We start from the raw sequence: 25,104 nt of genomic DNA, 5'->3' as shown, positions 1-25,104 counted from the left end.
TTGGTGTGCAGGGCTTAGGCCTAGTGCCAGTGTTCTTTAACAAAGTGGAAGAAGTAAAGTGTGCGATCTTCGTTGCGCTGTGTCAGCGGCGCGTGAAGACGAAGATCGAACATGGGTTGTGTGATTGCATTGCAATCGTCTGCGCTTTGAACCAGCAGCAGGCGGTTGCGCACAAGCGTGAGTTCGCCTATGACTGGGTCCCTGGCGACAGGGTCCAGGGTTATAGGATCAAGCGACTAAGTGCATGTGGTGGATGCCTTGGCGATCACAGGCGATGAAGGACGTGCAAGCCTGCGAAAAGCGGGGGGGAGCTGGCAATGGAGCTTTGATCCCCCGATATCCGAATGGGGAAACCCACTCCTTCGGGAGTATCCCGGACTGAATCCATAGGTCCGAGGAGGCGAACGCGGCGAACTGAAACATCTAAGTAGCCGCAGGAACAGAAATCAACCGAGATTCCCCAAGTAGTGGCGAGCGAACGGGGAGTAGCCTGCACGACTAAACCATTTACTTAGCAGAACGGTCTGGAAAGTCCGACGATACAGGGTGATAGTCCCGTATGCGAAAAGTAGGTGGCGGGTCTGAGCGTGCGACAAGTAGGGCGGGACACGAGAAATCCTGTCTGAAGATGGGGGGACCATCCTCCAAGGCTAAATACTCGTGATCGACCGATAGTGAACCAGTACCGTGAGGGAAAGGCGAAAAGAACCCCGGGAGGGGAGTGAAATAGATCCTGAAACCGCATGCATACAAACAGTGGGAGCCTCCTTGTGGGGTGACTGCGTACCTTTTGTATAATGGGTCAGCGACTTACGTTCAGTAGCGAGCTTAACCGAATAGGGGAGGCGTAGGGAAACCGAGTCTGATAAGGGCGACATAGTTGCTGGGCGTAGACCCGAAACCGGATGATCTATCCATGGCCAGGATGAAGGTGCCGTAACAGGTACTGGAGGTCCGAACCCACTAATGTTGAAAAATTAGGGGATGAGCTGTGGATAGGGGTGAAAGGCTAAACAAATCCGGAAATAGCTGGTTCTCCCCGAAAACTATTTAGGTAGTGCGTCGTACGGACACTTGCGGGGGTAGAGCACTGTAATCGTTGGGGGGGTCACTGCGATCTACCCCGCGATAGCAAACTCCGAATACCGCAAAGTGATATACGGCAGACAGTCCTGGGGTGCTAACGTCCTGGGACAAGAGGGAAACAACCCAGACCGCCAGCTAAGGTCCCAAATACATGGCTAAGTGGGAAACGAAGTGGGAAGGCATAGACAGCTAGGAGGTTGGCTTAGAAGCAGCCACCCTTTAAAGAAAGCGTAATAGCTCACTAGTCGAGTCGTCCTGCGCGGAAGATGTAACGGGGCTCAAGCCATGAACCGAAGCTGCGGATCTCGAAAGAGATGGTAGGGGAGCGTTCCGTAAGCCTGCGAAGGTGTCTCGAGAGGGATGCTGGAGGTATCGGAAGTGCGAATGCTGACATGAGTAGCGATAAAGGGTGTGAAAAGCACCCTCGCCGAAAGCCCAAGGTTTCCTGCGCAACGTTCATCGACGCAGGGTGAGTCGGCCCCTAAGGCGAGGCAGAAATGCGTAGTCGATGGGAAACGGGTCAATATTCCCGTACCGGTTTTAGATGCGATGGGGGGACGGAGAAGGTTAGGTCAGCCGGGTGTTGGACGTCCCGGTTTAAGCGTGTAGGCGTGCCCCGTAGGCAAATCCGCGGGGCTGAGCCAAGGCGTGATGACGAGGGCTCTTTGAGCCCGAAGTGATTGATACCATGCTTCCAGGAAAAGCCTCTAAGCTTCAGTCTAAAATCGACCGTACCGCAAACCGACACAGGTGGGCAGGAAGAAAATTCTAAGGCGCTTGAGAGAACTCAGGAGAAGGAACTCGGCAAATTGATACCGTAACTTCGGGAGAAGGTATGCCCCACTAGCTTGTAGGAGTACATCCGAAGGGCGAAGGGGCCGCAGAGAATCGGTGGCTGCGACTGTTTATTAAAAACACAGCACTCTGCAAACACGAAAGTGGACGTATAGGGTGTGACGCCTGCCCGGTGCCGGAAGGTTAAGTGATGGGGTGCAAGCTCTTGATCGAAGCCCCGGTAAACGGCGGCCGTAACTATAACGGTCCTAAGGTAGCGAAATTCCTTGTCGGGTAAGTTCCGACCTGCACGAATGGCGTAACGATGGCCACACTGTCTCCTCCTGAGACTCAGCGAAGTTGAAATGTTTGTGAAGATGCAATCTACCCGCGGCTAGACGGAAAGACCCCATGAACCTTTACTGTAGCTTTGCATTGGACTTTGACGGGACTTGTGTAGGATAGGTGGGAGGCTTTGAAGCGGTGACGCCAGTTGCCGTGGAGCCAACCTTGAAATACCACCCTGGTGTCGTTGAGGTTCTAACCTGGGCCCGTGAATCCGGGTCGGGGACCGTGCATGGCAGGCAGTTTGACTGGGGCGGTCTCCTCCTAAAAGGTAACGGAGGAGTACGAAGGTCGCCTAGGTACGGTCGGACATCGTACTGATAGTGCAATGGCAAAAGGCGGCTTGACTGCGAGACCGACAAGTCGAGCAGGTGCGAAAGCAGGTCATAGTGATCCGGTGGTTCTGTATGGAAGGGCCATCGCTCAACGGATAAAAGGTACTCTGGGGATAACAGGCTGATTCCGCCCAAGAGTTCACATCGACGGCGGAGTTTGGCACCTCGATGTCGGCTCATCACATCCTGGGGCTGTAGCCGGTCCCAAGGGTATGGCTGTTCGCCATTTAAAGTGGTACGTGAGCTGGGTTTAAAACGTCGTGAGACAGTTTGGTCCCTATCTGCCGTGGGCGCTGGAAGTTTGAGAGGACCTGCTCCTAGTACGAGAGGACCGGAGTGGACGTACCCCTGGTGTACCGGTTGTGACGCCAGTCGCATCGCCGGGTAGCTAAGTACGGAAGAGATAACCGCTGAAAGCATCTAAGCGGGAAACTCGCCTCAAGATGAGACTTCCCCGGGGCCTCGAGCCCCCTGAAGGGTCGTTGAAGACCACAACGTTGATAGGTCGGGTGTGGAAGCGCAGTAATGCGTTAAGCTAACCGATACTAATTGCCCGTGAGGCTTGATCCTATAACCCTGGATCACAGCGAACGACACGCTAAACAATCACACCCCCACACACTTCACTTCTCCCCCTTTGTCACCCCTTACAGTCTGACGACCATAGCGTCCCGGAACCACTCCTTCCCATCCCGAACAGGACAGTGAAACAGGACCGCGCCGATGATAGTGCTCTTCGTGAGTGCGAAAGTAGGTCATCGTCAGACTACCCATACCAAAAACCCGCTGACCTCACGTCAGCGGGTTTTTTGCGTCTACGTCGCCCGATTTCGCCATCAACAGAATTTGATGTATGTTGCTGTCAACTACCGGCACGCCCCCGTGCGTTTCCCTGAGCGGGTGCCGGAGATTTCGTGGCGCCATGGGCTTGCCCAATTTCAAGGAGATAGAGGATGCAACCAGTCCGTTTGCGCAAGGCGCAGGTGATGGCCGTGCTGCTTGCCGGCCTATTGGGATGTGGTTTCGCGTATGCGGAGAAACCCGATCACGCGGGTGGAGGTGGCAAGGGGGGGCATCAGGAGCGCGGCGACAAGGCACAGGGCGGCAAGGGGGGCGGGCAGCAGAAGGGCGATCGAGACGCGAGGGGACCCGCCGACCGTGATGGGCGGGATCGCGTGGTACGTTCGCGCGACGATGGCGGGCGCCATGTGGTGACGCGGTTCGAGACGCGGGAGCGGACGGTGATCCGCGAGTATTTCTCGCGCGAAGGAGCGTCGGGAAAATGTCCTCCGGGGCTTGCCAAGAAGGGTAATGGCTGCATGCCGCCGGGCCAGGCAAAGAAATGGTCGGTGGGGCGCACGTTGCCGCGGGATGTCGTGTACTACGACCTTCCTCCTTCGCTCGTCGTCGAACTTGGGGTACCACCCGCAGGCCACAAGTTTGTCCGCGTCGCGGGAGATATCCTGATGATTGCGATCGGCACGAGCATGGTCGTGGATGCAATCGAGGATCTGGGCGGACTTTGAACTGACTGCCGCGGTGCCGCGCTGGGCTAGTGGCGGAGTCGGCAGCAGTTTCGACTGCGTGTTGCCGTAGGCCGCGGGGGCGGTCGTCGTCGGTAGCGAGGGCTCGCCTGGGTTATCCCCGGCGGGCTCTGTTTCTTCAGGCGCTGCCCAGGTGCCGGCCGCCGCCGCTGGGTCGGGCGATGCCGGCGGAGTCGTAGAGCTGCGGTTTCCGGGCGGCGTCGAGCAGAATCGACATGGCGGCCTGGTTGTGCTGCAGGCGCTCGGAGATCAGCTTGCCGTTCAGTTCGTTGCGGGCCTGCGCATCGCGTGCGAGCGCGTGAATTTCATCCCAGCGCCTGATCGTGTCGGGCAGGGGCTGGCACACCTCGCGGATTGCCGCATCGGTGTTCGGGCGGCGCAACTTGCCAAGCAGCAGGGCGCGGTCGTTGTGGATGCGCTGCAGCTGATGGAAGCGCTCGGTCTTTTCGCTTGTCAGTACGAGCAGACCGTCGGCGTCGCCGGCGAGAAGCAGGGCTTCCTCGCGTTCGAGCAGCGCGAGGAAGCTGCGTAGCAGCACTGCCTCGCTGTCGATCAGCTGGACGAGCCGCTGAAGTTCGGGCTGCAGGCTCACGGTCACTACTTCTGCGCGTCGAGCATCTGGCGCACGCTGTCGATGAGTCCGTCCGCGATGCGGTTGGCGTCGATCTTGAACCGCCCTTCGCTGATCGCCTGGCGGATTTCTTCGACACGGCTGCGGTCGATCTCGGGGGTCGAGGCCATTGCGGCTTCGGCCTTGTTGAGGCTGGACGAGAGGGAGGACAGTTCGACCTTTCCATCCGATGCGCCGGCGGCCGTCGTGCTGGCCGGACGTTTTTCGCGGGCCTCTGCAACGGGGGCGGAACCCGGCGGTTTGAGCGTTCCTTCGATTTTCATGGCGCTACTCCCATTAAGCGGTCTCTGTTCGTGTTTACGACCGCCCGGGCGAAAACTTTAGGCAAATATTTCGAGTGGCCGTCAGATCAGAAGTCGAGCTCGACGGTGCCGTCGGCGCGCGCTTTGCCCGAGACGACCTGGCCGCTTCCCAGTCGCACGCGGACGGGGTCCCCGATGGCTGCGGCATTGAGGGCCCGTCCTTCATTGGTTACGGTGAAGCCGCTACCGGTTCCAATGACCTTGACGTTCTGGCCCTGCCGCACCGCCTGGGGCAGGCGGAGCATGTCTGTTCGCAGCGTATTGCCTGCGGCGATGGTGAAACGGGCGTTGTGTCCGACCGCCTGGGTCATGTCGGTCAGCGTGTTGGGTGCCTCGCCGGCGAGGTCTCCGCTGCGTCGTTCCAGATCTGCCGGTGCGATCACCTGGCCGGCACGGATCGGACGTGCGGCAACCAGATAGTCGCCGACAACGGAGATCTGTGCGGGTACGTAGATCGTCCAGCCGACGGGAGACTCGCAACGGACGCCGACGTTGATCCGACCCCAGGCGCGTGTGCCCGGCGGGAGGAAGGGAATGAGTTCGGCGCACGCTGGCAGCTGGTTGCGAGGGTCGACCCCGTCCACGGTGATGCCGACCTTGCCCGGCAGGCCCGAAGTCTGCTCAACGAGAAACGCCATTACGGCTTGGCGAACCGGCGGCAGGGGCTGCTGTGCAGCGGCGATGCTGGCCGCGAGCGCGGGGCCCAGGGCCAATAGGGCCATGAGCGCGTTGCGGAAGGAAATGCATAAGAGGTGGTTCGAAGGCATGGGGCGCATTCCACCATGCGGCCGGCCGAACGGCAACCGGCAAAGTTTTCCGCCTGTGCTTGCCGGGTGCTGCCGCTGCGCCGCGGAAAGCGGCGGAATTGGCCGGTATTTGCCGGTCTTATCGCGGCTAGGGGCTTGCCGGTGCGGGACTAAGATCGCTGGCATGGAAGGTGCAATGAACCCGGTGCCAGCCGATGAAGAGCTTAACGGCCGTCGGCGACAGAACTTGAGGTGATGCCATGAAGACCCAACTCGACAGCGCGCTGCAGTTTCACCAGTCGGCCCTGAACCTGCAGGCGCAGCGGCAGCAGATGCTGGCGTCGAATATCGCGAACGCGGATACGCCGAATTACAAGGCGCGCGACATCGACTTCCGCTCCGCGCTGAAGGGGGCGCTGGGTGAGCGCATGGGCCCGCTCGCGCTGGCGAGCACGTCTTCGCGCCACCTCGATGTGGCGGAGCAGATGCCGTTCGGCGCCTACGTCGGGTATCGCCGCGAGTTCCAGTCCAGCGTGGACGGCAACACGGTGAACATGGACGTGGAGCGTGCGGCCTTTGCCGAGAACTCGGTGCACTACGAGGCGAGCGTGACCTTCATCAACGGCCTGCTGCGCAGCATGCAGACGGCGATCACCGGCCAGTGAGCGGGAGGGAGGCGTCCATGAGCATGTTCAATGTATTTGCGATCGCGGGATCGGCGCTGCATGCGCAGTCGGCGCGGTTGAATGCCACGGCGTCGAACCTGGCGAATGCGGACAGTGTCGCGGGGCCGGACGGCCAGCCCTATCGTGCGAAGCAGGTGGTATTCACCGCTGCGCCGGTGTCGGGCCCGAACAGCGTCGGCGTCACGGTTTCGAACGTCGTCGAGAGCGCGGAGCCCGGACGCTTGACCTATGACCCGAGCAATCCGGCGGCGAACGCTGAGGGCTATGTCGAGATGTCGAACGTGAATGTGGTCGAGGAGATGACCAACATGATCTCGGCCTCGCGCGCCTACCAGAACAACGCGGAAGTGATGAACACGGCGCGCACGCTGCTGCAGCGCACGCTGCAGATCGGCCAGTAAGGTTGGGGAGCGATCATGGCAACGGTGAATAACAATGTGTCCGCTGCAGCCGAGTCAGCATTGGCTTTGCTTGGGCGCAAGGACAGCGCTTCGTCAAAGGACGAGGTGGATAGCCAGGGGCGATTCCTGACGCTGCTGACGGCGCAGTTGAAGAACCAGGATCCGATGAATCCGCTCGACAACGCCCAAGTCACTTCGCAGCTCGCGCAGATCAGCACGGTCGATGGCATCGAGCGGCTCAACACGATGCTGACCCAGCTCCTCGAAGGTCAGCAGTCTTCCGAGTCGATGCAGGCGGCTTCGCTGGTGGGGCGTGGCGTGCTCGTGCCCGGATCCGGCCTGAAGCTGGGCGACGCGGGGTCGATCGGCGGCTTTGCGCTCGACGTGCCGGCCGATGCGGTGACGATGCGGATCAAGGATGCGCAGGGCCTGGAGGTGGCGGCGGTGGACCTCGGCTCCTTCGATGCAGGGACGCACAACTTCCAGTGGGACGGCACGACGAAGGACGGCAGCCGCGCAGCCAACGGCAAGTACACGGTGAGCATCGAGGCGGTGACCGGCGGCAAGCCCGTCGCGGCGGAGGTCCTCGAGTTCGGGGCGGTGACGAGCGTGGTGCGGGGCACCAAGGGTACCGACCTGCAGGTTGGGGATATGGGCATCTTCAAGATGTCCGATGTCCGGCAGATTGTTTGAGATTGAGTTTCCAGGGAGACGGCCATGGCTTTCCAGCAAGGTTTGAGCGGACTTAATTCGTCCTCGAAGGCCCTCGATGTGATCAGCAACAACGTCGCGAACGCTAACACGGTCGGTTTCAAGGCGGGCCGTGCGGAGTTCTCCGATGTGTTCGCGGCGGCGCTGAACGGCGCGGCCGCTGGCGTGCAGGTCGGTATCGGCTCGGCGATCGGTGCGGTGACCCAGCTGTTCTCGCAGGGCAACATCACGACGACGAACAATCCGCTCGACGTCGCGATCAACGGCAACGGCTTCTTCCGCATGTCGGCGCCGGACGGCTCGATCGCCTATACGCGCAACGGCCAGTTCGACGTGAACAAGGACGGCTTCATCGTCAACTCGCAGGGCTACCAGCTCACCGGTTATGCGGCGACGAACGGCGTGATCCTGACCGGCGGCGAGCCGCAGCGCCTGCAACTGGATTTCTCGGACGTGCAGCCGAATCCGTCCTCGCAGATGACGCTGGCGATGAACTTCGACTCGCGCGAGCCGATCTCGCCGTCCTTCGATCCGACGAATCCGACGCCGCTGGACCGCACGAACCCGGCGGCGGGGGGGTATAACTTCTCGACCTCGGCGACCGCCTACGACACGCTGGGCAATGCGCACACCCTGACCTTCTTCTTCCAGAAGACCGCGGCGGGCACGTGGGACGGCTTCTACCAGGTCGATGGCACGGGCGACGCGATCGCGATCCCCGCTCCCGGTTCGCCGTTGCAGTTCGACACTGCCGGCACGATGACATCGGGCGGCCAGTTCGACCTCACCTTCCCGGAATTTGCCGGTACCGGTGCCTCGGCAACCCAGACGATCTCGTTTGATCTGGCGGATTCGTCGCAGTTCGGTAGCGCCTTCGGAGTGAATACGCTGCGCCAGGACGGCTTTGCCTCGGGGCGCCTGACGGGCATCACGATCGGTGATGACGGAGTGATCCTCGGGCGCTACAGCAACGGCCAGAGCCGCGATCTGGGCCAGGTGGTGCTGGCGAACTTCCAGAGCCCCAACGGACTGCTGTCGCTGGGCGGCAACCTGTGGGCCGAGTCGCCGGATTCGGGCCAGCCGATCGTCGGCGTGCCGGGCAGCGCCAACCTCGGTCTGCTCAATGCGGGCGCCATCGAGGAAGCCAACGTCGACCTGACCGCCGAACTGGTGCAGCTCATCGTGCAGCAGCGCGCCTACCAGGCGAATGCGCAGTCGGTGCGCGCCCAGGACCAGATCCTGCAGACGCTGGTGAACCTGCGCTGATCGGCATAGCCCGATTCGCGGGATAGGGAGAAGGGATCATGGATCGGCTGATCTACACGGCAATGACCGGGGCGAAGCACACGATGGGCCAGCAGGCCGCCGTGTCGCACAACCTCGCGAACGCCACGTCGACGGGCTTTCGGGCGGAGCTGCACAAGCTGCGCGCCGTGCCGGTGCAAGGCGAAGGGCTTGCGACGCGGGCCTTCGTCGTGGACGCGAGCGTGGCGTCGAACTTCGAGCCCGGGCCCATGCAGCACACCGGGCGAGCGCTGGATGTGGCGGTCGAGGGCAAGGGCTGGCTCGCGGTGCAGTTGCCGGACGGTCGCGAGGCTTACACGCGCGACGGAAGCCTGCAGCTGAGCGCGAACGGCGTGGTGCAGACGCGCAGCGGCCTGCCGGTGCTGGGCGATGGCGGTCCGGTGACGATCCCGCCCGACAATGAGCTCCTGGTCGGCAAGGACGGGACGATCTCCGCGCTGCAGGCCGGCGGCGCCGAGAACGTCGTGAACGTGATCGGCCGTCTGAAGCTCGTGAATCCGCCCGAGACCTCGCTGGTGCGTGGCGACGACGGGCTGTTCCGCCTGCAGGATGGTGCCGCCGCGCCGCAGGACGAGAATGTGCGCGTGGCCGGCGGCTACCTCGAAGGCAGCAACGTCAGCGTGGTCGACCAGATGGTGCAGATGATTTCGCTGGCGCGCCAGTTCGAGATGCAGACCAAGATGTTGCAGACCGCCGAGGCCAACGACCGCGCCGGCGCGCAGGTGCTTTCGGTCCGCTGACGGGCGGCGGGCGAGCAGGGGAATTAGCGGGGCTTTTCGGCGCGTGTTCCGGGGATCGAGTTGATCCGCCCCGCCGTAAACTGACCCCGAGACTGCAGGCAGACCGTCTGCCTGCGTAGGAAAGGGAGTCAGGATCATGATTCGCTCATTGTGGATTGCACGGACCGGCCTCGAGGCGCAGCAGACTCAGCTGGACGTGATCTCGAACAACCTCGCGAACGTTTCGACCAACGGTTTCAAGCGTGCGCGCGCGGTGTTCGAGGATCTGCTTTACCAGACGATCCGCCAGCCGGGTGCGCAGAATACGCAGCAGAACCAGATCGGCAGCGGCCTGCAGATCGGCACCGGCGTGCGCACGGTGGCGACCGAACGCATCCACACGCAGGGCAGCCTGCAGCAGACGGGCAATCCGCTCGACATGGCGGTGCAGGGCAACGGTTACTTCCAGGTGACGCTGCCGGACGGCACGTCGGCCTACACCCGTGACGGTGCGTTCCAGCTCGATTCGCAGGGGCAGGTGGTGACCGCGAGCGGTTATCCGCTCGAGCCGGCGATCATCATCCCGAACGACGCGCAGACGATCACGATCGGCAAGGACGGCACCGTGAGCGTGCTGCAGGCCGGGCAGACTGCGCCGACGGTGGTGGGCAACATCCAGATTGCGACCTTCGTGAATCCGGGCGGCCTGTCGAGCGCCGGCGAGAACCTGTTCCGCGAGACCGCCTCGAGCGGAGTGCCGACGCCCAATGCGCCCGGGACCAACGGCGCCGGGGTGCTCAACCAGCAGTACGTCGAGACCTCGAACGTGAACGTCGCGGAGGAACTGGTGAACATGATCACGACGCAGCGCGCCTACGAACTCAACTCGCGCGCCGTGCAGACGTCGGACCAGATGCTGGGACGGCTGACGCAGCTGTAAGGAGCGGATCATGAAGCGTCATGCGCTGGGGGCGATGGTGGTCGCGATGGCAGTGCTGCTGCTGTCGGGCTGTGCGTCGATCTACTCGACGCCACCGACGGTGGTGCATCAGCCGATGAGCGTGCGGCCCGAGGCGCGCACGCAGATGGCGCCCGCGAATGGGTCGATCTACCAGGCGGCACAGCTGCGGCCGCTGTTCGAGGACCGCCGCGCGCGCCTTGTCGGCGACACGCTGACGATCAATCTCGTCGAACGCAACACGGCGCAGAAGCGCGCCAACAGCAGCGCGTCGCGCGCTTCCGACGTCACGGGCGGCATCACGGCGGCGTCGAAGGTGCCGCTGTCGGGCCTTGCGGGCATGAATCTGCAGGCGGGCGTGGAGTCGGATTTCGAGGGGGCGGGCGCTTCGGCAGCGAACAACGTCTTCAACGGCACGATCACCGTGACGGTGATCGAGGTGTATCCGAACGGCAACCTGCTCGTGTCCGGCGAGAAGCAGATGGCGATCAACCAGGGCAACGAGTTCATCCGTTTTTCGGGCGTGATCAACCCGAACACCGTGACGGCTGCGAACACGGTGCAGTCGACGCAGGTTGCGGATGCGCGGATCGAATACAAGGGCAGCGGTTACATCGACGAATCGAACACGATGGGTTGGCTGCAGCGCTTCTTCGTGGCGGTGTCGCCGTTCTGAGCGCTTCGATGCGTCGCGGGAGTCGATGATGTTGGGCAATGGCAGAGGAATTCGCGCGCTCGCGTGCGCGCTGGCGATACTGGTGGCGGGAACGGCCTTCGCTGCCGAACGGCTGAAGGATCTGGCGACCATCGCCGGGGTGCGGGAGAACCAGCTCGTCGGCTACGGTCTCGTGATCGGCCTCGACGGCAGTGGCGACCAGACCACGCAGACGCCCTTCACGGTGCAGAGCATCATCAACATGCTCGGCAATATGGGCGTGACGCTGCCGCCCGGCACGAACCTGCAGCTCAAGAACGTCGCCGCGGTGATGGTCACGGCGAGCCTGCCGCCGTTTGCGCGCCCCGGGCAGCAGATCGACGTCACGGTGTCCTCGATCGGCAATGCGAAGAGCCTGCGCGGCGGCACGCTGGTGATGACGCCGCTGAAGGGCGCCGACGGCCAAGTGTATAGCGTCGCGCAGGGCAACCTGCTCGTGGGCGGCGCAGGAGCTGCGGGCGGAGGCGCGTCGCAGACGATCAACCACCTTTCGGCCGGGCGGATTCCCGGCGGCGCGACGGTCGAGCGGGCCGTGCCGACTTCGCTTGCGCAGGGCGAGTTCGTGACCTTCGAGCTCAAGGACACCGACTTCGGCACCGCGCGCCGCGTCGTCGATGCGATCAACCAGGCGACTTCCGGCGGCACCGCGCAGGCGCTCGACGGGCGCAGCATCCAGGTGCGCGCGCCGCTCGATCCCTCCGATCGCGTGGCCTTCCTTGGCAAGCTCGAGAACCTCGAGGTCACGCCGATGTTGCAGGCGGCGAAGGTGATCGTGAATTCGCGCACCGGCTCGGTCGTGATGAACCAGGCGGTGACGCTGCAGAACGTCGCGGTTGCGCACGGCAACCTGACCGTCACGGTGGGCGTCGATACCGCTGTGAGCCAGCCGGCGCCGCTATCCGGGGGCCGGACGGTGACGACGCAAAGCGGAACGGTGGATATCAAGCAGGGTCAGGGCACGCTGCACAACGTGCGCAGCGGCGCGAACCTCGCGGAGGTCGTGAAGGCCCTGAACGCGCTCGGCGCCACGCCGATGGATCTCGTGAGCATCCTGCAGGCGATGAAGGCCGCGGGCTCGCTGCGCGCGGAGCTGGAGGTGATCTGACATGGTTGCGGCCACCCAGATCAATGCGCTGGATCCGCGCGCGCTCGCCGACATGAAGCGGCTCGCGCGTGACGGCAATTCGCCAGAGGGCCTGCGCGCGGCAGCCAAGCAGTTCGAGGCGCTGTTCATGCAGATGGTGCTGAAGTCGATGCGCGATGCGGTGCCGTCGACGGGCATGTTCGACAGCGACCAGACGCGGCTCTTCCAGGCGCTGCAGGACCAGCAGATGGCGATGAACATGGCGCAGGGACGTGGTGTCGGCCTCGCCGACGCGATCTTGCGGCAGCTCGGCGGTGAAACCCCGGCGCAAGCCATCGAGGGTGAAGGCAGCCTCGATGTGTCGCGCATTCCGCGGCGGGCGGCAATCGTTGCCGGTGGCGAGTTGCCGCCGGCAAACGCCGCCGTCGATACCGACGATCTGGCGGAGTTTGCCGCCCGGCTGGGTGCTGCGATCGGCAAACCGCGCAGCGAGGCTGGCGGGTTTCGGGGGGCGGGCGACGCAGGTGAAGCGGCGGAGGCGTCGTCGTCGCGTGCAGTTCCCGAAGGCGCACGCGATTTCGTCAATCGCGTGTGGGCGCATGCCGGCGAAGCCAGCCGCAGCACGGGCATCCCCGCGCATTTCATGGTCGGGCAGGCGGCGCTGGAGACCGGCTGGGGGCGTGGCGAGCTGCGCCGCGCTGACGGTTCGCCGAGCCACAACCTCTTCAACATCAAGGCGGGGCCGAACTGGAAGGGCGCCGTGGTCGAGGTGTCGGTCACCGAGTACGCGAACGGCCGTCCCTATACGGAAAACGCGCGTTTCCGCGCCTACGGCTCGTATGCCGAAGCCTTTCGCGACTACGCGAACCTGCTGCGCGGCAATCCGCGCTATGCGGAGGTGCTGGGGCAGACTGACGCCGCGGGCTTCGCGCGCAGCCTGCAGCAGGCGGGGTACGCGACTGATCCCATGTATGCCGACAAGCTCACGCGCATCATCGGCGGAGCCACGCTGCGCACCGCGCTGGCGGGCTGAGTCCGTCGCTGGCAAAGATCTTGCTTAGTATTGCCGTAAGAGCAGCGGTAACGAGGGAAACATCATGGCTGGACTACTGAGCATCGGTCTGACGGGCATCAACAGTTCGCAAGCGAACCTGTTGACGACCAGCCATAACATCACGAATGCGAACACGCCCGGCTTTAACCGCCAGACGACGATCCTGACCACGGCGGATCCGTTCTTCTCCGGAGCCGGATTCTTCGGCCAGGGCGTGGAAGTCGATGGCGTGCGGCGCCAGTACGACCAGTTCCTCAGCCAGCAGGTGCTCAACGCCTCGGCACGCAAGGAGGAATTTTCCGCCTACAACACGCAGATTTCGCAGATCGACAACCTGCTCGCCGACACGAGTTCCGGCCTCTCGCCCGCGCTGGCGGACTTTTTTGCCGGCGTGCAGGACGTGGCGACGAACCCGTCGAGCGTGCCTGCGCGCCAGGCGCTGATCTCGAGCGCCGAATCGCTCGCGGCGCGCTTCAATGGACTCGATACGCGTCTCAACGAGATCCGCGACATCAACGAGGGGCAGATCGTCAGCGCGGTCGATTCGATCAACGCGTATGCGCGCCAGATCTCGGACATCAACGAGCGCATCGCACTTACCCAGGTGGGTGGTCCCTCGATCCCGGCGAACGATCTGCTGGACCAGCGTGACAACCTCGTCGCGGAACTCAACAAGCTGGTGAAGGTGAGCACCACGACCGAGTCGGACGGCTCGCTCAGCGTGTTCATCGGCAGCGGCCAGCCGCTGGTGGTCGGCACCGCGGTCTCGCAGCTCGTCGTCGCGGCGGATTCGTCGGTGCCGTCCGATCCCTTCCGCGGCGAGATCCGCCTCGCGACGCCCGGCGGCGGTTCGGTGCTGATGCCCGACTCGGTGCTCACCGGCGGCCAGCTCGGCGGATATCTGCGATTCCGCAACGAGACCCTGAACGCGGCGCGCGAGCAGCTTGGCGATCTCGCGATCGCGGTCTCATCGGAGTTCAACGCGATCCATGCCGCGGGATACGACCTCGACGGGACGACGACCGGCATCGCCTTCTTCAAGGATCTGAGCAGCTTCGCCGCCACCGACCTCGGGCGGCGCGAGGCGGCCGGGGCCTTTGCCGTCGTGCTTACCGATCCGCGCAAGGTTGCCGCTTCGGGCGCACCGACGGCCACCGTCGGAGCGGGCGGGAGCAACAACGAGAATGCGCTGCGGCTCGCCGCGCTGCAGACGGAAAAGGTCATGAACGGCGACACTGCGACCTTCCAGTCGGCCTACTCGCAACTGGTCAGCTTCGTCGGCAACAAGACCCGCGAGGTGCAAATCGGCGAGCGCAGCCAGGAATCGCAGCTGCAGCAGGCGATCGATGCGCAGCAAGCCCTTTCCGGGGTGAATCTCGACGAGGAGGCGGCGAACCTGATCCGCTTCCAGCAGTCCTACCAAGCCGCGGCGCGGGTCATGTCCGTCGCCGGGACGCTGTTCGACGAAATCCTGTCGATTTCGCGTTGAGCGGGGTGAAATCATGAGAATCTCGACCGGCATGATCTTCGACGCGGGCCGCAACTCGATGATGCGGCAGAGCGCGGATCTCCTGCACACCCAGCAGCAGCTTGCCTCCGGGCGGCGCATCCTGAGCCCTTCGGACGACCCGATCGGCGCCTCGCGTGCGCTCGAGGTGACGCAATCGCAGAACGTCAACACGCAGTTCCAGACCAACCAGGGCTATGCCAAGGATGCGCTCGCATCGCTCGAGAGCAACCTTGGCAGCATCACCGAAATCCTGACCTACATCCGTACGCGCGCAGTAGAGGCGGGCAACGGGGGCTTCAGCGCGAGCGAGCACCAGGCCATCGCGACCGACCTCGAGGCGCAGTTCGGCGCCCTCCTGGGCATCGCCAACGGCAAGGATGCGACCGGGGACTTCCAGTTTGCCGGGTACCAGACGGCGCAACCGGCCTTTTCCGGCGGCGCGTCGGTTCCCTCGGCTGGTCCGGGTCCCGTGATCTACGAGGGCGACGACGGCGCGCGCGCGATGCAGGTCGGTTCGACTCGCGTGATGGCGGTTGCCGAGCCCGGCAGCAAGGTGTTCATGGCCGATCCCGCAACCGGCGAGTCGCAGGTGTTCGGTGCGATCTCGCAGTTCATCACCGAGCTGCGCAAGGATCCGGCCGATCCGACGCGCAACATCGGCGCGGCGGTGTCGCAGGCGATCGGCGACATGGATGTCGCGCTGGAGAATGTCAGCACGATTCGGGCCTCGGTCGGTTCGCGCATGGTGGAACTCGACGCGCTGGGCGAACTGGCGGCGGTGCAGGACCAGCAGTACGCCGAGACGCTGTCGCGCTTGCAGGATCTCGACTACAACGAGGCCATCTCGCGTTTCACTCAGCAGCAGACCATCCTCGAGGCGGCACAGCAGTCCTACGTGCGCGTCACGGGCTTGTCGCTCTTCAATCTGCTCAGCTGAGGTACTGAACTTGTTCTGCATGCCCGTCCGCGTCGCGCTGTGCCTGATCCTGCCCGTGTTCACGGGCTGCGCGTTGCTGCAGGATCACGGCACGAAGGTGGCCGCGGGGGTGGGAGCTGCGCTCACGGCGTCGGAACTTGACCTGTTCGAGCCCGAGTTCATCGGCGGCGCCTTGATCGCCTATGCAATCTACGACCCCTTGGCGCCGACCTGGGACATTTCGGTAACCCGGCTCGACGAGGAGCGCGTGCGCTTCGACCTGCGCATGAAGAGGCTGGCCACGGGCGGGGAGGGCGAAGCGCATCAGGTCTTCGTCCGCAATGCGCGGGAAATCGCCGAATCGAAGGGATTTGCCGGGTACGACGTGATGCGCTTCGAGGAAGGCATCGATTCGACCCGCCCATTCGCGCACCGCGTCGCGAGCGGTGAAGTGCGCTACCGCCGCTCGCGGACCTTCCCAGGTATCTGAAGCCAGCCAGTCACGGCGGCAATCAAAGACCCCGTACGTCCTGAGCCTGTCGAAGGGCACCTGCAGGGCTTCGACAGGCTCTGCCCGCACGGAATATCCAGGTCGGGTTATCCGACAAAAGCCCGCAGCAGCCTGTCTATTCCGTCGAAGCCGGATTCGAAGATGCGTTGCAGCACCGGCGCGAAGCTGCCCAGGCTCAGCAGCAGCACCACGAAACCCACCGAAAGCGTCACCGGAAAGCCCACCGCGAAGAGGTTGAGCTGTGGCGCGGCGCGTGTGAGCACGCCGAGTGCCGTGTTGGTGATGAGCAGCGCCGCGACCATCGGCAGGGCCAGCAGCAGGCCCGAGGCGAACATCACGGCGGCGTATGACGCGATCAGCATCCAGCCTTCGCCCCTGGGCAGCTTGCCGACCGGCAGCCATTCGAAGCTCGCGACGACGACGTTCACGAGCATCAGGTGGCCGTTCATCGCAACGAACACGAGCAGGGTGAGCAGGCCGAGGAACTCGGCGATCACCGAGGTCTGGCCGCCGGTCTGCGGACTGAAGAACACCGCGAAGGACAGGCCCATCTGCAGGCCGATCATCTCGCCGGCGACGTCCACCGCGGCGAACATCAGCCGCATCATGAAGCCCATCGCGATGCCGATGAAGGCCTGCTGGGCGAGGATCGCCAGCGCCAGCATCGAGTCTGCAGGGACCTCGGGCATGGCCGGCAGGGCGGGCAGCACCGCCATCGCCATCGCCATGCCGACCGCCAGGCGGATGCGCACGGGCACCATGCGGTTGCCGAACAGCGGGGCCGCGCTCACCAGCCCGAGCAGGCGCGCGAGCGGGAACATCAGCGCCGCGAGCCAGGCGTCGAGCTGGGCGGATGTGACGCTCAGCATTGCCCGTGCTACCCGATCATCGTCGGTATCGACTCGAACAGGCGCCGCGTGAAGTCGGTGATCAGGGCGATCATCCAGTGGCCGGCGACGACCATCGTGACGAACACGGCGATCAGCTTGGGCACGAAGGTCAGCGTCATCTCGTTGATCTGCGTGGCGGCCTGGAAGACGCTGACGATCAGGCCGGTGATCAGCGCGGCGAGGAACATCGGCGCGGCCAGCATCAGGGTCATCTCGACCGCCTGGCGGCCGATATCGACAACGGTACCCGGGGTCATGGCGGAATCTCCTCTCTTACACCGCGAAGCTGCCGACGAGCGAGCCGACGAGCAGGGTCCAGCCATCGACGAGCACGAACAGCATGATCTTGAACGGCAGTGAAACGATCACCGGCGACATCATCATCATGCCCATCGACATCAGCACCGAGGCGACCACCATGTCGATGATGAGGAAGGGGATGAAGACAAGGAAACCGATCTGGAAGGCGGTTTTCAGCTCGGATGTGACGAAGGCCGGCACCACCACGCGCATCGGCAGGTCCTCCGCCTTCTCGACCGGGGGCGTCTTCGACAGCTTCGCGAACAGCGCGATATCCGGCTCGCGCACCTGCTTGAGCATGAAGGCTTTTACGGGCACCGTGGCGCGCTCAAGGGCCTGGTCGAACTGGATCTCGTTGCGCGACATCGGGAGCCAGGCGTCGTTGTACACCTTGTCGGCGATCGGTGACATGATGAAAAAGGTCAGGAACAGCGCCAGGCCGAGCAGCACCTGATTCGGCGGGGAAGTCTGCGTGCCTATCGCGGTGCGCAGCAGCGCAAAGACGATGATGATGCGCGTGAAGCTCGTCATCATCAGCACCACCGAGGGCAGGAAGCTCAGGGAGGTGAGCAGCAGCAGCGTCTGCACGCTGAGGCTGTAGGTCGTGCCTCCGCCCGGTGCCGGCGTCCCGGTGATGGCGGGCAGGCCCTGTGCGCCGGCCGCGACCGGCACGAGCAGCAGCGCAAACGGAGCGAGCAGGCGGATCAGTCCGGAGCGGGCGTCATTTCGCATCGTTGCGACGCTCCATCGAACGTTTCAGCCAGCCCTGGAAGTCGCCGAAAGGGTTTGACGTCGCGGGCGCGTCGGGCGATGTGTTTTGCAGCGCTTCGGCGGGCAGGGTATGCAGCGTGCGGACATTGGTCGGCGTGACCCCCAGCACCAGCACCTGACCGCCGACTTCGACGAGCACGACGCGCTCGCGCGGGCCGACCGGCACGGCGCCCAGCACGCGCAAGCCGGCCGCGGCCCCGTGCGGGGCCGAGAGCTTCTTGATCAGCCACAGGCAGCCGAGCAGGAGGCCGAGAACCACCGCGAGGCCGAGCAGCATCTGGCCCAGGCCGTCGGTGATGCCTGGGGCGGCCGGAGTCGCCGTGTCGGCGGCGAACAGCGGCAAGGCGGCGGCGCTCAGCGCGAGTGGCATGAGACGGACTGATTTTGGGAGTTTCGGAAATTGCTTCACGGCGGATCTGCGCTTCTTGGGATGGGAGAAGCATACCCGTGCGCATGTCTTGCCGAGGGTGCAATAAGACGGGCAAAAGAGGGGCAATTCGGCGCTTTGTAGCGGGGTCTTTCGCCCTGCGAACCCCGCAAGCAAGTCGCGTTCGGGCCGAGCCCGTCGAAGCCCCAGCAGTGCCCTGCGACGGACTCAGGGCGAGCGGATGTGCTTGATTACGCCTGAGAATTCAGCCGCGGATCTTCCGCATGCGCTCGGCGGGGGTGATGATGTCGGTCAGGCGGATGCCGAACTTGTCGTTGACGACCACGACTTCACCCTGGGCGATCAGCGTGCCGTTTACGAGCACGTCCATCGGTTCGCCCGCAAGGCCGTCGAGCTCCACCACCGAGCCGTGCGCCAGCTGCAGCAGGTTGCGGATCGAGATCTTGGTGCGACCGAGTTCGACGGTGAGCTGGACGGGGATGTCCAGGATCATGTCGAAGTCGTTGAGCCCGCCAGTGCGCGGGGCGGACGCGCCGAAGTCGGGGAAGATGTGGCTGGCCGGTTTCGCCTGGTAGGGCGATTCCGCGGCCGCCGCGAGGTCCGCGGCAACGCGGCGGGCCTCCGCGTCCGGGCTGGTTTCGGCCGCTGCCTGTTCCATCATCGCTGCGGCCCAATCGTCTTCGGTGACCTGGTTGTCGAGATCGTTGTCGTTGTCAGCCATTTCGGCCTCCGAATGTTGTGGAGTCGTCGTCGTTGGCGAGGAAGCGTTCCACCCTGATCGCGTAATTCGTGCCCTGCCTGCCGTAGGTCACTTCGAGAACGGGGCTGCCGTCGACTTCGGCCTCGAGTGTCTTGGGCACGTCGATCGGGATGACGTCGCCGACGCGCATATTGACGATATCGCGCAGAGTGACCTCCGCGCTGCCCAGGTTGCACACCAGTTCGACATCGGCGCTCTGCAATTGTCGCGAGAGCAGGCTGATCCAGCGGTTGTCCTGGCTCAGGTGGTCGCTCTGCATCGTCGAATAGAGCAGGTCGCGGATCGGCTCGACCATCGAGTACGGGAAGCAGATGTGCATGTCCGCCTGCGAACCGCCGAATTCCAGCGAGAAGCTTGCCGAGATGACGATTTCCGACGGTGTGGCGATGTTCGCGAATTGCGAGTTCATCTCCGAGCGGACGTACTCCATCTCGATCTTGAACACCGGTGCCCAGGCCCGCGTGTATTCGGCGAATACGACGTTGAGCATGCCCTGGATGATGCGCTGCTCGGTGGGGGTGAAGTCGCGCCCCTCGACCCGCGAATGGAAGCGGCCGTCGCCGCCGAACATGTTGTCGACGACGATGAACACGAGGTTCGGGTCGAAGACGATCAGCCCGGTGCCGCGCAGGGGCTTGGCCAGGATGAGGTTCAGGTTCGTCGGCACCACCAGGTTGCGGACGAATTCGCCGTACTTCTGCACTTTCACCGGTCCGACCGACACCTCGGCGTTGCGGTGCATGTAGTTGAACAGCCCGATACGCAGGTAGCGGGCAAAGCGCTCGTTGATGAGCTCCATCGTGGGCATGCGCCCACGGACGATGCGTTCCTGGGTGGCCAGGTTGTACGGGCGAACACCCGCCTGGTCCCCGAGTTCCTCTTCCTGTTCCTCGGGCTCCCCGGCGACGCCCTTCAACAGTGCGTCGACTTCATCCTGGGAGAGAAAATCGGAAGACATGACGTCCTCTTACTGGATGATGAACGAGTTGAACAGCACGGCCTGGATCGGTCCCGCGGGGGCCGCGCTCTTTCCGTCACCCGTCTTGGCGGGTGGCGTGCCGAGGACACCGTTGGTGCGACGGACGATCTCTTCCGCGAGCGCCTCGCGTCCTTCCATCGTAGACAGTTCGGACGGCAGTTTGCTCGACAGCAACAGGTTGATCTGGTGGCGGATCTCCGGCATGAAGGCCTTCAGGTTTTCGCCCGTCTTCGCATCGGCGACCCGAAGGGCCATGACGACCTGGAGGTAGCGCTCGCCTTCCGCCGGCGCGAGGTTCACGACGAAGGGATCCATCGGTACGAAGGTCGGCGGCTTGTTCAAATCCACAGTCGCGACGGCCGGTGCTTCTTCCGCATCGGCGTCGGCCGACTGGCTCTTCTTCATCAGCAGCAGGCCCACCACCGCAGCCGCGAGCAATGCCACAACGACGACGCCGGCGATCAGCAGGATGAGGAGCTTCTTGCTCCGTTTCGGCGCCGGTGCGGGGGCTTCAGCTGCTGCGGGAGGGGGGGTAGGGGCCTTGGCCATGTAGTTCTCCTGTTTCCACAACTGAATTATCCGCGATAACTCGTGTTACCCAATTGCGGAAAAGTGGGGAAGACCGGCCCCAATTCATCCCTCAGGCAAAAGTGTCGACCATGCCCAGGCCCGTGCGGGACCAGGACGCAGGGGCGAGGGGAGTAGTCCGGGCGTCGCCGACCGGATTCGATCCGTCGGCGCCGCGACGCCCGCGGCCCGATCCGCTTCCCGAATCCTGCCGGGCGCGCTGGTCGCCTTGCGTGCTCACGTTCGCCTCGCCGAGGTTGATACCCGCCTGTTGCAGCACTTCGCGCAGGCGCGGCAGCGCCTGTTCGAGTGCGTCGCGGGCAGCGGCCGAGGCGGCAACGAAATGCGCGGTCGTCTGGTCGCCGTTGACCTGGATCGAGACCTCGATCTTGCCGAGATGGGCGGGCGTGAGGACGAGTTCCGCCTTCGATTCGTTGCGTCCCACCATCCACATCATGCGGTTGCCCACGTCTTCGGCCCAGGCACGTTGACCGGCCGGGGTGTGGACCTGCAACTGCGGCGGCGTCTGTTCCGTGCGCGCCGTGCCGGGCGCAAACGCCGAGGCGTGCAGACCGGCTGCCTGCGCGTCGGCCTCGAGCGCCTGCAGGCCGGGTGCCGGTGGGGCAGATTGCTGTGTCGCCATCTGCAGGCGTGCACCGAAGGCTGCGGGCGTGTTTCCGCCGGCAATGTCGGCCTTCACCTTGGCAACCGCATCGGCGACGCTCCCCGCTTCCGCGCCGGCCTTTCCCGACGCCTCGTTCTGCGAGGCGGCTTCGGCAATCAGCTGGCCGAGCGTGAAGGCTCCCGGCTTGCGTTTCGGAGTGTCGAGGAGCACATCGGAGGTCAGCAGGGCATCGCTTTCCGCCGGAGCTTCAGCTGCCGGCAAGGCGGCAACGCCCGGCATCAGGGCGGCAAGGCTTGCCGCCTGGGCGGCGGGATCCGCCGTCGCGCTGTCCTGGCGGGCGCCCGTGCCCTCCTGCGCTCCGCCCTCCGCCGTTGCTGCATCCTGCGTAGCATCATCGCCGGTCTTTTCTGCGTCGGCCGTGTCGGCGGTGGCCCTATCCGCGTTGCGCGTGTCGTCGGTCCGCGCGGGTGCATTCGCTTCGCCGCTGCGCCGCGTCTCGCCCGATGCATCGCTGCGAGGACGCTCCCCCGTCTGTGCGGCGCGTTCCTGCGGTCTTTCCCGTTCCGGGCGAGCGGGTGGGCGTTCGGCCGCGTTCATGCGGCGGTCGAGCGCGCGGGAGAAACTGTCGTCGTTCAGCTCGCTTCCGCCGGCCCGGCCTTCCTCTGCGGCACGCTGGAGCGGCTGCGCCGCAGCAGACGGAGCATTCAGGCGCAACATGCTGGTCAAGACCTGATTCGACATGGTGGATTCCCTTTCACGGCTGTATCTGCCGTCACTTCAGCAAGCTGTGTGCCAAGCTTGGAAACGGCGGGCAACGACTCAGGATTCGTCGCTGTCTTCGCGATTGACGTAGCGTTTGGCCGAGTGCTCGTCGGACTGTCGCTGTTCGCGGCGCGCTTCCTTGCGCGCCTCGCCGAGGTCGTGGCGTTTCTGCAGCGTGTCGAAGGCCTTGACCTTGTTGCGCTGGGTCATCCACGCGTGCTGGCCGGCGGCTGTCATCTGGCGGGAACGTTCGACGTTGGCCTTTTGCACGGCGATGGCGTCGTCGATGCGGCCTATGAAGGCGCTGAAGTTGCGCCATTCGTCGGGGCTGATGCCGTTGCGCGCGGCTTCATGAAAACGCGACTCGTATTCGTCGCGATAATTCTGCAGCAGTTCGAGCTTGCGCGTGCCCTCCTGCTCGCTGGCGATGAGCTCGCCCAGACGGCGCGCCGCGTCGTCCATGCGCGTCTGGCTCAGTTCCAGCAGTGGCTTGAGGGGAAAGGGGTTGCTCATTGTGCGAAACGTCCGGCGCCGGTGGACGGCCCGGTGCGATGTGGTTTTGTAAGCATTCTAAACGAGTGGGGCCGCAAGGGCCCGTGACAACGCTCACCCCGGGGCGAACAGTGCGCCAAGGCCTGCAAGGGCGTTGGGGTAGCTTTCCTGTTCGTCGATCCGTTGTTGCAGGAAGGCTTCCAGTCTGGGATACATGGCCACGGCGCGGTCGAGCAGGGGGTCGGAGCCGGGCTGGTAGGCGCCGACGGCGATCAGGTCGCGCGAACGCTGGTAGCGCGAGAACAGTTGCTTGAAGTGCCGCACGAGCTCGAAGTGCTCGGGGCTGACGAGTCCGTGCATCGCGCGCGAGATCGACTGCTCGATGTCGATCGCAGGGTAATGCCCCTGGTCGGCGAGCGCGCGCGACAGCACGAAGTGTCCGTCGAGGATCGCGCGCGCCGAATCGGCGATCGGATCCTGCTGATCGTCGCCCTCGGCGAGCACTGTGTAGAAGGCCGTGATCGAGCCGCCGCCTTCGAGCCCGTTGCCGGCTCGCTCCACCAGGGCCGGCAGGCGTGCAAACACGCTCGGCGGATAGCCGCGCGTCACCGGCGGCTCGCCGATCGCGAGGGCGATCTCGCGCTGGGCCATTGCATAGCGCGTGAGCGAGTCCATGATCAGCAGCACCTGCTTGCCGCGGTCGCGGAAGTACTCCGCGATCGTCGTCGCATACGCCGCACCCTGCAGGCGCATCAGCGGGCTGGTGTCGGCCGGCGCGGCGACCACGACTGAGCGCGCGCGACCCTCGGGCCCGAGGTTCTGTTCGATGAATTCCTTGACTTCGCGGCCCCGCTCGCCGATCAGGCCGACCACGATTACGTCCGCCGACGTGTAGCGCGCCATCATGCCGATGAGCACGGACTTGCCGACGCCCGAGCCGGCGAAGAGGCCGAGGCGTTGCCCGCGCCCGACGGTGAGGAGCGCGTTGATCGCGCGAATGCCGACGTCCAGCGCGGTGTTGATCGGCGCCCGCGTCAGGGGGTTGAAAGGGCGGCTCTGCAGCGAGCGGCTTTCGCTCGCATCGAGGGGACCGAGGCCGTCGAGCGGGCGGCCCGCGCCGTCCACGACGCGACCCAGCATGTGTTCGCCGACCGGCAAGTGCTTGGCGCGGTCGGAGGTGCGGCGTCGGGGCACCAGCCGGGCACCGAGGACGATGCGTGGCGGGGCGGGCTCCACCGGCATCACGGCGGCCCCCGGCGCGAGGCCGAAGACGTCGTCGGTCGGCATCAGGTAGAGCTTGTCGCCATTGAAGCCGACCACCTCAGCTTCGACGGTTGCGCCGCCGCTCGCGAGGATTCGGCAATCCGCACCCAGGGGAAGGCGGAGCCCGGCCGCTTCCATGACCAGGCCGTTGATGCGCGTCAGGCGGCCGGACACCTCGAAGGGATTCACGTTCGCCAACTGGCGCCGGTGGGCGTCGAGGTAGCCGGTCCACGCAGCGGCGTGCGTCGTGTTCATTTGCTGTCATCCCAGTGGGGGGCGCGTTGGCCGAGACCCTCGAGGATTCTGCGCCAGCGCGTCTCCACCGTCGCGTCGATCTCGCTCGCGGTCCCCTGCAACCGACAGCCGCCTCTCGTCACGGAGTCATCCTCGATGATCTGGTGGTGCAGGTGAGTCGGCTGCTCGGCAATGTAGGTGCGAATCAGCGCGACGTCGTCGGGATGCACGTGGATGCGCACCTGCGCCTGCGGCAGCTGGTTCAATGCCGCGCGCACGGTTTCGATGAGCGCCTCTTCCGGATTTTCGGCCAGTGCGCGGCGGACCATCTGGCGCGCGACCTCGATCGCCAGCCCGACGACTTCGTCCGCGACCTCCTGGTCGAGCTGTTTCAGCGCCCCGTCGAGCCCGTCGGCCAGTTCTGCGAGGCGGCTCGCCTGCTGGCGGGCGAGTTCTGCCCCCTCCGCATAGCCGGCCTCATAGCCCTCGCGGCGCGCATCGTCGAACATCGCTTCGATCTCGGCCGCGGTTGGCAGCTGGATGCCCGGTTGCACTGCAGGGGGAGGCTCGGGCGGCGGAGCCGTCTCTGCAACGGGTTCCGGCGGAGCAGGGGGAGGGAGGTCGGCCTCGGGCGTCTCGGGCAGCAGTTCTTCCTGTTCGCCGAACGCCGGCGGCTCCCAGCGACGGTAGGCGCCGACCGCCTGATGGCGAGAGATGCTCATGACCGGCTCCCGAGCGCT

General features: G+C 64.5%; 27 protein-coding genes and 2 rRNA genes. 15 read left to right on the top strand and 14 right to left on the bottom strand.

Going from position 1 to position 25,104, the window contains the following annotated elements; genetic code table 11:
- Positions 1-226: 226 nt before the first annotated feature.
- The 3 genes from U5817_RS17740 to U5817_RS17730 all read left to right on the top strand — a co-directional run bounded on the left by U5817_RS17740 (position 227) and on the right by U5817_RS17730 (position 4,066).
- Positions 227-3,110: ribosomal RNA gene (locus U5817_RS17740) — 23S ribosomal RNA — on the top strand.
- Between the two features lie 83 nt (positions 3,111-3,193).
- Positions 3,194-3,307: ribosomal RNA gene (rrf, locus tag U5817_RS17735) — 5S ribosomal RNA — on the top strand.
- Between the two features lie 219 nt (positions 3,308-3,526).
- A complete protein-coding gene (locus tag U5817_RS17730; protein ID WP_407278277.1) occupies positions 3,527-4,066 on the top strand; it encodes a hypothetical protein in 540 nt (179 codons plus the stop codon).
- Positions 4,067-4,202: 136 nt separating this feature from the next.
- Here U5817_RS17730 and U5817_RS17725 read toward each other — a convergent pair whose 3' ends face one another.
- From U5817_RS17725 to flgA, 3 genes are all read right to left on the bottom strand, one after another.
- Entirely contained in the window at positions 4,203-4,676 is a 474-nt protein-coding gene (locus tag U5817_RS17725) for a flagellar protein FlgN (RefSeq protein ID WP_339380135.1), read from the bottom strand.
- A 5-nt stretch (positions 4,677-4,681) separates the two neighbouring features.
- The gene (flgM, locus tag U5817_RS17720) at positions 4,682-4,978 is read right to left on the bottom strand and encodes a flagellar biosynthesis anti-sigma factor FlgM (RefSeq protein WP_169132580.1); all 297 of its coding nucleotides are present in this window, start codon (positions 4,976-4,978) and stop codon (positions 4,682-4,684) included.
- An 86-nt stretch (positions 4,979-5,064) separates the two neighbouring features.
- The gene (gene flgA, locus U5817_RS17715) at positions 5,065-5,784 is read right to left on the bottom strand and encodes a flagellar basal body P-ring formation chaperone FlgA (protein WP_169132579.1); all 720 of its coding nucleotides are present in this window, start codon (positions 5,782-5,784) and stop codon (positions 5,065-5,067) included.
- Positions 5,785-6,023: 239 nt separating this feature from the next.
- Between flgA and flgB the strand changes: the two genes are divergently transcribed.
- From flgB to U5817_RS17655, 12 genes are all read left to right on the top strand, one after another.
- A complete protein-coding gene (gene flgB, locus U5817_RS17710; protein ID WP_169132578.1) occupies positions 6,024-6,428 on the top strand; it encodes a flagellar basal body rod protein FlgB in 405 nt (134 codons plus the stop codon).
- Between the two features lie 17 nt (positions 6,429-6,445).
- The gene (flgC, locus tag U5817_RS17705; RefSeq protein WP_169132577.1) at positions 6,446-6,850 is read left to right on the top strand and encodes a flagellar basal body rod protein FlgC; all 405 of its coding nucleotides are present in this window, start codon (positions 6,446-6,448) and stop codon (positions 6,848-6,850) included.
- Positions 6,851-6,865: 15 nt separating this feature from the next.
- The gene (locus U5817_RS17700) at positions 6,866-7,543 is read left to right on the top strand and encodes a flagellar hook assembly protein FlgD (RefSeq protein WP_407278276.1); all 678 of its coding nucleotides are present in this window, start codon (positions 6,866-6,868) and stop codon (positions 7,541-7,543) included.
- Between the two features lie 24 nt (positions 7,544-7,567).
- On the top strand, positions 7,568-8,827 hold the full coding sequence (gene flgE, locus U5817_RS17695; protein ID WP_407278275.1) for a flagellar hook protein FlgE: 1,260 nt from the start codon (positions 7,568-7,570) through the stop codon (positions 8,825-8,827).
- Between the two features lie 38 nt (positions 8,828-8,865).
- Positions 8,866-9,606, top strand: coding sequence for a flagellar basal-body rod protein FlgF (gene flgF / locus U5817_RS17690; RefSeq protein ID WP_407278274.1), 741 nt, complete (start codon positions 8,866-8,868; stop codon positions 9,604-9,606).
- Positions 9,607-9,742: 136 nt separating this feature from the next.
- Positions 9,743-10,525 carry a flagellar basal-body rod protein FlgG gene (gene flgG / locus U5817_RS17685; RefSeq protein ID WP_407278273.1) on the top strand — a complete coding sequence of 261 codons (783 nt, stop codon included), beginning with the start codon at positions 9,743-9,745 and terminating at the stop codon, positions 10,523-10,525.
- Between the two features lie 10 nt (positions 10,526-10,535).
- Positions 10,536-11,219 carry a flagellar basal body L-ring protein FlgH gene (locus tag U5817_RS17680; protein WP_407278272.1) on the top strand — a complete coding sequence of 228 codons (684 nt, stop codon included), beginning with the start codon at positions 10,536-10,538 and terminating at the stop codon, positions 11,217-11,219.
- Positions 11,220-11,247: 28 nt separating this feature from the next.
- Positions 11,248-12,363: a flagellar basal body P-ring protein FlgI gene (locus U5817_RS17675; protein WP_407278271.1), complete on the top strand. Its 1,116-nt coding sequence runs from the start codon at positions 11,248-11,250 to the stop codon at positions 12,361-12,363.
- Between the two features lies 1 nt (position 12,364).
- A complete protein-coding gene (gene flgJ / locus U5817_RS17670) occupies positions 12,365-13,375 on the top strand; it encodes a flagellar assembly peptidoglycan hydrolase FlgJ (protein ID WP_407278270.1) in 1,011 nt (336 codons plus the stop codon).
- A 64-nt stretch (positions 13,376-13,439) separates the two neighbouring features.
- Complete coding sequence (flgK, locus tag U5817_RS17665; RefSeq protein ID WP_407278269.1) at positions 13,440-14,885, top strand: flagellar hook-associated protein FlgK; 1,446 nt, start codon at positions 13,440-13,442, stop codon at positions 14,883-14,885.
- A gap of 13 nt (positions 14,886-14,898) precedes the next feature.
- Positions 14,899-15,843 carry a flagellar hook-associated protein FlgL gene (gene flgL / locus U5817_RS17660; protein WP_169132570.1) on the top strand — a complete coding sequence of 315 codons (945 nt, stop codon included), beginning with the start codon at positions 14,899-14,901 and terminating at the stop codon, positions 15,841-15,843.
- A 19-nt stretch (positions 15,844-15,862) separates the two neighbouring features.
- A complete protein-coding gene (locus U5817_RS17655; RefSeq protein WP_169132569.1) occupies positions 15,863-16,312 on the top strand; it encodes a hypothetical protein in 450 nt (149 codons plus the stop codon).
- Between the two features lie 107 nt (positions 16,313-16,419).
- On the opposite strand, the gene fliR is transcribed toward U5817_RS17655, so the two are convergent.
- The 11 genes from fliR to U5817_RS17600 form a co-directional block, all read right to left on the bottom strand.
- On the bottom strand, positions 16,420-17,202 hold the full coding sequence (gene fliR / locus U5817_RS17650; protein ID WP_169132568.1) for a flagellar biosynthetic protein FliR: 783 nt from the start codon (positions 17,200-17,202) through the stop codon (positions 16,420-16,422).
- Between the two features lie 8 nt (positions 17,203-17,210).
- Positions 17,211-17,480 (bottom strand): flagellar biosynthesis protein FliQ, encoded by a 270-nt coding sequence (gene fliQ, locus U5817_RS17645; protein WP_050414840.1) that lies wholly within the window; start codon positions 17,478-17,480, stop codon positions 17,211-17,213.
- A gap of 16 nt (positions 17,481-17,496) precedes the next feature.
- On the bottom strand, positions 17,497-18,255 hold the full coding sequence (gene fliP, locus U5817_RS17640; protein ID WP_169132567.1) for a flagellar type III secretion system pore protein FliP: 759 nt from the start codon (positions 18,253-18,255) through the stop codon (positions 17,497-17,499).
- The gene (gene fliO, locus U5817_RS17635) at positions 18,245-18,664 is read right to left on the bottom strand and encodes a flagellar biosynthetic protein FliO (RefSeq protein ID WP_407278268.1); all 420 of its coding nucleotides are present in this window, start codon (positions 18,662-18,664) and stop codon (positions 18,245-18,247) included. The genes fliP and fliO overlap by 11 nt, the downstream gene beginning before the upstream one ends.
- A gap of 262 nt (positions 18,665-18,926) precedes the next feature.
- Positions 18,927-19,403, bottom strand: coding sequence for a flagellar motor switch protein FliN (gene fliN / locus U5817_RS17630; RefSeq protein WP_407278267.1), 477 nt, complete (start codon positions 19,401-19,403; stop codon positions 18,927-18,929).
- Positions 19,396-20,400 (bottom strand): flagellar motor switch protein FliM, encoded by a 1,005-nt coding sequence (gene fliM, locus U5817_RS17625; RefSeq protein WP_407278265.1) that lies wholly within the window; start codon positions 20,398-20,400, stop codon positions 19,396-19,398. The genes fliN and fliM overlap by 8 nt, the downstream gene beginning before the upstream one ends.
- Positions 20,401-20,409: 9 nt before the next feature.
- Positions 20,410-20,970, bottom strand: a complete 561-nt coding sequence (fliL, locus tag U5817_RS17620; protein WP_407278264.1) for a flagellar basal body-associated protein FliL — start codon at positions 20,968-20,970, stop codon at positions 20,410-20,412.
- Between the two features lie 91 nt (positions 20,971-21,061).
- A complete protein-coding gene (locus tag U5817_RS17615) occupies positions 21,062-22,354 on the bottom strand; it encodes a flagellar hook-length control protein FliK (RefSeq protein WP_407278263.1) in 1,293 nt (430 codons plus the stop codon).
- A 78-nt stretch (positions 22,355-22,432) separates the two neighbouring features.
- Positions 22,433-22,888 (bottom strand): flagellar export protein FliJ, encoded by a 456-nt coding sequence (gene fliJ / locus U5817_RS17610; RefSeq protein ID WP_169132587.1) that lies wholly within the window; start codon positions 22,886-22,888, stop codon positions 22,433-22,435.
- Between the two features lie 93 nt (positions 22,889-22,981).
- Positions 22,982-24,385: a flagellar protein export ATPase FliI gene (fliI, locus tag U5817_RS17605; RefSeq protein ID WP_407278262.1), complete on the bottom strand. Its 1,404-nt coding sequence runs from the start codon at positions 24,383-24,385 to the stop codon at positions 22,982-22,984.
- Positions 24,382-25,086 carry a flagellar assembly protein FliH gene (locus tag U5817_RS17600; protein ID WP_407278261.1) on the bottom strand — a complete coding sequence of 235 codons (705 nt, stop codon included), beginning with the start codon at positions 25,084-25,086 and terminating at the stop codon, positions 24,382-24,384. Before U5817_RS17600 ends, fliI begins: the two co-directional genes overlap by 4 nt.
- Between the last annotated feature and the right edge of the window lie 18 nt (positions 25,087-25,104).

Origin of the sequence: Aromatoleum evansii, from assembly GCF_045689615.1 — a bacterium.
Lineage (GTDB): Bacteria > Pseudomonadota > Gammaproteobacteria > Burkholderiales > Rhodocyclaceae > Aromatoleum > Aromatoleum evansii.
Note: the sequence above shows the minus strand (reverse complement) of the source record. Positions and strands in the feature narration are given on the sequence as shown.

Excerpts from the sequence above, each read along its gene's own strand:
- U5817_RS17655 (WP_169132569.1), top strand. The coding sequence starts at position 15,863 with ATGCCCGTCCGCGTCGCGCTGTGCCTGATCCTGCCCGTGTTCACGGGC.
- fliL (WP_407278264.1), bottom strand. The coding sequence starts at position 20,970 with ATGGCCAAGGCCCCTACCCCCCCTCCCGCAGCAGCTGAAGCCCCCGCA.
- flgK (WP_407278269.1), top strand. The coding sequence starts at position 13,440 with ATGGCTGGACTACTGAGCATCGGTCTGACGGGCATCAACAGTTCGCAA.
- U5817_RS17730 (WP_407278277.1), top strand. The coding sequence starts at position 3,527 with ATGGCCGTGCTGCTTGCCGGCCTATTGGGATGTGGTTTCGCGTATGCG.
- flgC (WP_169132577.1), top strand. The coding sequence starts at position 6,446 with ATGAGCATGTTCAATGTATTTGCGATCGCGGGATCGGCGCTGCATGCG.
- fliQ (WP_050414840.1), bottom strand. The coding sequence starts at position 17,480 with ATGACCCCGGGTACCGTTGTCGATATCGGCCGCCAGGCGGTCGAGATG.
- fliI (WP_407278262.1), bottom strand. The coding sequence starts at position 24,385 with ATGAACACGACGCACGCCGCTGCGTGGACCGGCTACCTCGACGCCCAC.
- flgF (WP_407278274.1), top strand. The coding sequence starts at position 8,866 with ATGGATCGGCTGATCTACACGGCAATGACCGGGGCGAAGCACACGATG.
- flgA (WP_169132579.1), bottom strand. The coding sequence starts at position 5,784 with ATGCCTTCGAACCACCTCTTATGCATTTCCTTCCGCAACGCGCTCATG.
- fliR (WP_169132568.1), bottom strand. The coding sequence starts at position 17,202 with ATGCTGAGCGTCACATCCGCCCAGCTCGACGCCTGGCTCGCGGCGCTG.
- U5817_RS17600 (WP_407278261.1), bottom strand. The coding sequence starts at position 25,086 with ATGAGCATCTCTCGCCATCAGGCGGTCGGCGCCTACCGTCGCTGGGAG.
- flgJ (WP_407278270.1), top strand. The coding sequence starts at position 12,365 with ATGGTTGCGGCCACCCAGATCAATGCGCTGGATCCGCGCGCGCTCGCC.
- fliO (WP_407278268.1), bottom strand. The coding sequence starts at position 18,664 with ATGCCACTCGCGCTGAGCGCCGCCGCCTTGCCGCTGTTCGCCGCCGAC.
- flgM (WP_169132580.1), bottom strand. The coding sequence starts at position 4,978 with ATGAAAATCGAAGGAACGCTCAAACCGCCGGGTTCCGCCCCCGTTGCA.
- U5817_RS17700 (WP_407278276.1), top strand. The coding sequence starts at position 6,866 with ATGGCAACGGTGAATAACAATGTGTCCGCTGCAGCCGAGTCAGCATTG.
- flgL (WP_169132570.1), top strand. The coding sequence starts at position 14,899 with ATGAGAATCTCGACCGGCATGATCTTCGACGCGGGCCGCAACTCGATG.
- U5817_RS17615 (WP_407278263.1), bottom strand. The coding sequence starts at position 22,354 with ATGTCGAATCAGGTCTTGACCAGCATGTTGCGCCTGAATGCTCCGTCT.
- fliM (WP_407278265.1), bottom strand. The coding sequence starts at position 20,400 with ATGTCTTCCGATTTTCTCTCCCAGGATGAAGTCGACGCACTGTTGAAG.
- flgE (WP_407278275.1), top strand. The coding sequence starts at position 7,568 with ATGGCTTTCCAGCAAGGTTTGAGCGGACTTAATTCGTCCTCGAAGGCC.
- flgG (WP_407278273.1), top strand. The coding sequence starts at position 9,743 with ATGATTCGCTCATTGTGGATTGCACGGACCGGCCTCGAGGCGCAGCAG.
- fliN (WP_407278267.1), bottom strand. The coding sequence starts at position 19,403 with ATGGCTGACAACGACAACGATCTCGACAACCAGGTCACCGAAGACGAT.
- fliJ (WP_169132587.1), bottom strand. The coding sequence starts at position 22,888 with ATGAGCAACCCCTTTCCCCTCAAGCCACTGCTGGAACTGAGCCAGACG.
- U5817_RS17680 (WP_407278272.1), top strand. The coding sequence starts at position 10,536 with ATGAAGCGTCATGCGCTGGGGGCGATGGTGGTCGCGATGGCAGTGCTG.
- flgB (WP_169132578.1), top strand. The coding sequence starts at position 6,024 with ATGAAGACCCAACTCGACAGCGCGCTGCAGTTTCACCAGTCGGCCCTG.
- U5817_RS17675 (WP_407278271.1), top strand. The coding sequence starts at position 11,248 with ATGTTGGGCAATGGCAGAGGAATTCGCGCGCTCGCGTGCGCGCTGGCG.
- fliP (WP_169132567.1), bottom strand. The coding sequence starts at position 18,255 with ATGCGAAATGACGCCCGCTCCGGACTGATCCGCCTGCTCGCTCCGTTT.